The 3,864-nt window shown below is 63.6% G+C and carries 7 protein-coding genes and 1 pseudogene; 5 read left to right on the top strand and 3 right to left on the bottom strand.

All coding sequences use genetic code 11. The annotated features are described in order from the left end of the window. Positions 1-79: 79 nt before the first annotated feature. The 5 genes from C1I89_RS33370 (at position 80) to C1I89_RS33350 (ending at position 2,170) form a co-directional block, all read left to right on the top strand. Positions 80-640, top strand: coding sequence for a DUF3489 domain-containing protein (locus tag C1I89_RS33370; protein ID WP_102776393.1), 561 nt, complete (start codon positions 80-82; stop codon positions 638-640). After that, on the top strand, positions 637-996 hold the full coding sequence (locus C1I89_RS33365) for a hypothetical protein (RefSeq protein ID WP_181391116.1): 360 nt from the start codon (positions 637-639) through the stop codon (positions 994-996). Before C1I89_RS33370 ends, C1I89_RS33365 begins: the two co-directional genes overlap by 4 nt. Next, positions 971-1,330, top strand: a complete 360-nt coding sequence (locus C1I89_RS33360; protein ID WP_102776392.1) for a hypothetical protein — start codon at positions 971-973, stop codon at positions 1,328-1,330. Before C1I89_RS33365 ends, C1I89_RS33360 begins: the two co-directional genes overlap by 26 nt. Before the next feature lie 106 nt (positions 1,331-1,436). Further along, positions 1,437-1,700 carry a hypothetical protein gene (locus C1I89_RS33355; protein ID WP_102776391.1) on the top strand — a complete coding sequence of 88 codons (264 nt, stop codon included), beginning with the start codon at positions 1,437-1,439 and terminating at the stop codon, positions 1,698-1,700. A gap of 104 nt (positions 1,701-1,804) precedes the next feature. Next, complete coding sequence (locus C1I89_RS33350) at positions 1,805-2,170, top strand: hypothetical protein (RefSeq protein WP_102776396.1); 366 nt, start codon at positions 1,805-1,807, stop codon at positions 2,168-2,170. Here the strand turns inward: C1I89_RS33350 and C1I89_RS33345 are convergent. The 3 genes and pseudogenes from C1I89_RS33345 to C1I89_RS33335 form a co-directional block, all read right to left on the bottom strand. Continuing rightward, positions 2,134-2,382, bottom strand: coding sequence for a DUF7220 family protein (locus C1I89_RS33345; protein WP_102776390.1), 249 nt, complete (start codon positions 2,380-2,382; stop codon positions 2,134-2,136). The genes C1I89_RS33350 and C1I89_RS33345 overlap by 37 nt on opposite strands. Continuing rightward, a complete protein-coding gene (locus C1I89_RS33340) occupies positions 2,379-3,671 on the bottom strand; it encodes a site-specific DNA-methyltransferase (RefSeq protein ID WP_102776389.1) in 1,293 nt (430 codons plus the stop codon). Before C1I89_RS33340 ends, C1I89_RS33345 begins: the two co-directional genes overlap by 4 nt. Then, a pseudogene (locus C1I89_RS33335) lies at positions 3,664-3,864 on the bottom strand (D-Ala-D-Ala carboxypeptidase family metallohydrolase); the annotation flags it as partial. The pseudogene C1I89_RS33335 and the gene C1I89_RS33340, both read right to left, overlap by 8 nt.

Raw genomic sequence — 3,864 nt, 5'->3', positions numbered from 1 at the left:
CACCGCGTGCGCAAAGTCACCGCAGCACATCAAACCAGTGGCAACGGCAGCGCCGCCACCCTGCAAGCGTGAGGGAACCATGACCACCGCACTCAACCCCAACCAGCAGGCCATCCTGGAGCACGCCGTTCAAGACAGCGGTGGCAAGATCGCCTGGTTCCCCGAGCACATCAAGGGCGGCGCTCGCGCCAAAGTGCTCGAAGGCTTGTTCAAACGCGCCCTGATCACGCCCGACGGCGATGACTGGGTGGTGGCCGCCGAGGGTTATGACGCCCTGGGCCTGCCCCGACCGGGCGCCTTGCCGCCGGTCATCACGCTGGACGATCCGGAGCTGGAGGCCGATGTCGCCAGTGCCGAGGCCAGTTGGCAGCAGCCCGCCAAGGGCAAGCCGGTTCGCACCCGCGCCGACAGCAAACAGGCCCTGGTCATTGGCCTACTGCAGCGCCCCGAGGGCGCCACCATCGCGCAGATCATGGAGGCCACCGGCTGGCAACAGCACACCGTACGCGGGACCCTGGCCGGCACGCTCAAGAAACGCCTGGGGCTGGTCATCACATCAGCCAAGGAGGCAGGTGGTCAGCGCGTTTACCGTATCGAGTCCGCAGGCACCGCTACCGCTATCAGTTCGGAGGCTGCATGAACGCCCGCCCCAACTTGGCGCGCCTCGATGAGCTGGGGCAGCGCCTGGCCGACCAGGCGTTTCGCACCCTGATCAGCCTTTGCCCCGAAATCCGCAGCGCCAGCCCAGCGCGCCAGGAGGCGGTGTGTGCCGCGATGCGGGCCAAGGTGGCCCCAAGCATCGACAGCCTGCTCGAAGACGCCCGGCTCGTGCCCTGTTTGGCCGAGGCGGCGTTTCACAACGCCGTGCTGACCCTGGCACTGGCGGGCGTCGAAGCCTTGCAGGCCAACGCCGCAAGCCCCATGTACCGATCAACCAGCCCAACCACCACACCAACCAGAAAGGCCCGTCATGCCCAGCATGTCCATCACCATTGAACGCACCCCCTTGATCCTCCAGTGGGAAGGCCAGGCGATTCAAGTCGAGCAGCTCGGGATCCGACTGCCCTTTGCACGCAAGCCCGAGAACCTCCAGGACATGAGCGCCAGCGGCGACTACATCGTCTACGTCACCGAGACACGGACCATGACACCCGAGGAGTTCGATGGCTTTGCCGCCAACCTGCTGGTCTCGCGCGAATGGCTGGCGGGCAAGGGTGGCTATGTTGGCCAGGGACGTTTGTGCGTGGAAGTCCATGCTCCCGGTCGCCCGTACCTCTATGTCGACCCGTCTGGCAGCGACTACGCCCGCTACGCGGCCCGGCTGGGCTAGTGGCTCTGCCGCCACGCTGTTCATCTTCTTACATCAAAGCCTTGGCTTTGCATCGCAGCAGCGCGTCAATGGGGTCATCGCCAAACGATTGAACGGAAGCCCCACCATGACCCTCGACCTTGACACCCTGATGCGCCAGATGACCGAGCAAAAGGCCAAAGACGCCTTGCTCACCGCCCGATCCACCCTGGAGCGCAGTCTGCGGGAGTTGGACCATTACATCGAGCGGCTCGACACCGCCGAGACGCTGCAGGACAAATCGCAGGTAATGAACTGGGCGCTCAATGCGCTTGCCTGCAACATCACGCCCAACCTGCGCCTGGACCTGATCGCCAACGCACAGGCCGAACTGGCCAGCGTCGCGAAATGATCACGGCCCGTAAAAATGATCGAGAATGCCTTGGCTTCCATGCCCTACAGCGCGTCAATGGAGTCATCGCCAACACAGAAACAGACACAGACATGGAGCCGACGATGACCACCACTCACATCCCTGCCACCCAGAACGAAGCCTGGGGCTTTTGGGGCACGATGAATGATCAAGCCGCAGCAGCTTGGCCGATCGCGATGACGGCGATTTCGGACGCCACCTTCCAGCCCCTCGAATCGGTGCGCGCCTTCCTGGACAGCCGCCACGGTCGCCACTTTGCCGACGATGTGCTCAACGGCCTGCACGCCGGATCGGACCTGCAGGAGGCGATCCACGCCGCCACCCAACGCTGGATGGGCTGGACCATCGGCCGCCTGACCAGCAAGCAGCACGGGATTCCCAAGGGCTTGCCTTACCTGACGGGCTTTGTGATTCACTGCGAGATTGTCGAAGAGGCCCTGGCCGACTGACGCACCCGCAGGGCTTCAAAGCCCCGGCGCAGCGCGTAGCTGCGCACGATCGAGACGGCCGTGAAGATCAAGCCAATCAGCAGGTTCTCAGTGACGGTCACGGCCAGGCCGAACAGCGGAAACACCACCACTTGCGTGAGCACCGCTACGCCATATCCCACCAGCACATTGGCGAGCGACTCCACGAGGGACATCAGGCGCGATTGCTTCATGCGTCGGCCTCCTGTGGGTCTGCTGAGATCAGCATGCTTGCCGTTGCCGCTAGGTCGTTGAACTTGACCGCATCGGCTTCCCGGTAGGCTTCCTGTCCACTCCAGTCCTGCCAGCGACGCACGATCACGTCCACGTACTTGGGATCGAGTTCGATCAGCCAGCCGATGCGACCGGTTTTTTCTGCGGCGATGAGGGTGGTGCCAGAGCCGCCGAACGGGTCGAGCACGATGTCACCCGGTCGGCTGGAATTGCGGATCGCGCGCTCGACCAGCTCCACCGGTTTCATGGTCGGGTGCAGGTCGTTTTTCTGGGGCTTCTTGATATTCCACACGTCGCCCTGGTCGCGGTCACCGCACCAGTGGCGGTTCTGGCCTTCGGGCCAGCCGTAAAGGATAGGCTCGTACTGGCGCTGGTAATCGGCGCGGCCCAGCGTGAAGGTGTTCTTGGCCCAGATGATGAAGGTGGACCACTTGCCACCGGCGGCGCGGAAAGCCTGCTGCAGCGTGTCCAGTTCGCTGGAGGACATGGCAATGTAGGTGGCCCCAGCGCAGCGTTCCAGCATCGGGGTCAATGCCGCCAGCAAGAAATCGTAGAAACCATCACCCAGGTTGTCGTTCAGGATTGGGCGATCCTTGCCGCGCATCTTGTCGCGGGCAGAGTTGGCGTAGTCCACGTTGTACGGTGGATCGGTGAAGACCATGTCGGCCTGGCCATCGGCCATCAGCAGCTCGTAGCTCCTAGGGTCGGTGGCATCGCCACACACCAGTCGGTGCTTGCCCAGCTCCCAGACATCGCCTGGACGGGAGATCGGAGTGACGGGCACCTCTGGCACCGCATCGTCGTCCGTCTGGCCATCGACCGTGGTCTCTTCGCCCGCCATGATCTCGGCCAAGGCATCGGCGTCAAATCCGGTGATGTCCAGGTTGAAGCCGTCTTCTTGCAGCGACTGCAGTTCGATACGCAGCATAGCGTCGTCCCAGCCAGCGTTTTCTGCAATGCGGTTGTCCGCAATGATGAGCGCTCGGCGCTGGGTGGGCGTCAGGTGATCGAGCACGACCACGGGCACGGTATCCAGACCCAGCTTTTGCGCAGCAGCCAGCCGTCCGTGACCGGCGACGATCACGCCATCAGACCCCGCCAGGATCGGATTGGTGAAACCGAACTCGACGATGGAGGCCGCGATCTGTGCCACCTGCTCCTCGGAATGGGTGCGGGCGTTGCGGGCGTAAGGCACGAGTTTATCGGTGGGCCAGCGCTCGATATGGGTGGAGAGCCAGGGTTCAGACATGGACCAGCCCCGGTTCGTAGATGGTCTTGCCCTGGTTCAGCTTGGCCGTGAGCAGCTGGGTGCGCTGGTGGGCGTCATTGGAGACGCCGACGGCCAGGTGCGCCCAGCGGCCAAACTCGTGAATGATCTGTACGCACGGCAGCTTCAACTGGTTGGCGGCTTGGCACACGGCCAACGGCGTCATACCTGGCAC

Origin of the sequence: Achromobacter pulmonis (assembly GCF_002885955.2) — a bacterium.
GTDB lineage: Bacteria > Pseudomonadota > Gammaproteobacteria > Burkholderiales > Burkholderiaceae_B > Achromobacter > Achromobacter pulmonis_A.
Note: the sequence above shows the minus strand (reverse complement) of the source record. Positions and strands in the feature narration are given on the sequence as shown.